Genomic DNA, 629 nt, shown 5'->3' on the forward strand with positions numbered 1-629 from the left:
GATGTAACGTATTTAATTATACGTGTTTTAAATGCTATTGGAATAATACAATTAAAAACTATAAACGTTAAAACATAAGTTTAATAACTAATCAAAGCCAAACTACATGTAGTTTGGCTTTGATTTTACAAGTTATTTATCTTCTAAAGTCTTCATAAAGGCTATAATATCTTGTATTTCTGCAGTCTTTAGTTTTAACGAGTCTGTTGGTAAGGTTTGGTATTCTAAATTAATTCCTACACCAGATCCTCCTCCATTATTATAGAAAGTCATTACTTGTTCTAAAGTAATATATACCCCATTATGCATGTATGGTACTGTTTTAGATATATTTCGTACTGTTGGTGTTTTAAAAAAATGTTTGCGTTCTTCAGTTTTAAATAAATTATATCGTCCAAAATCATTACTTATTTTAGAGGTTGTTAAAGTATCATTTGGTACACCAATAGCTTCAAGTTCGCTTTCTTTAAAGTTTGGAGGTACAGTACCATTAAACACTGGTGCAAAATGACAGGTAGCACATTTGGCTTTCCCATTAAAAAGATTAAACCCGTTTATTTCTTGTGCAGTTAATGTGTTTTCTAATCCATTAATATTTCTATCAAATTTAGAATTAAAAGTTGTTAGAC

The 629-nt window shown here is 28.6% G+C and carries 1 protein-coding gene; it reads right to left on the minus strand.

What is annotated here, in order from left to right; all coding sequences use genetic code 11:
- Positions 1-132 precede the first annotated feature (132 nt).
- A partial coding sequence (locus ACVC2P_RS16990) for a cytochrome-c peroxidase (RefSeq protein ID WP_452599649.1) occupies positions 133-629 on the minus strand: 497 nt, incomplete at its 5' end.

This window comes from Pontimicrobium sp. MEBiC01747, assembly GCF_053601635.1.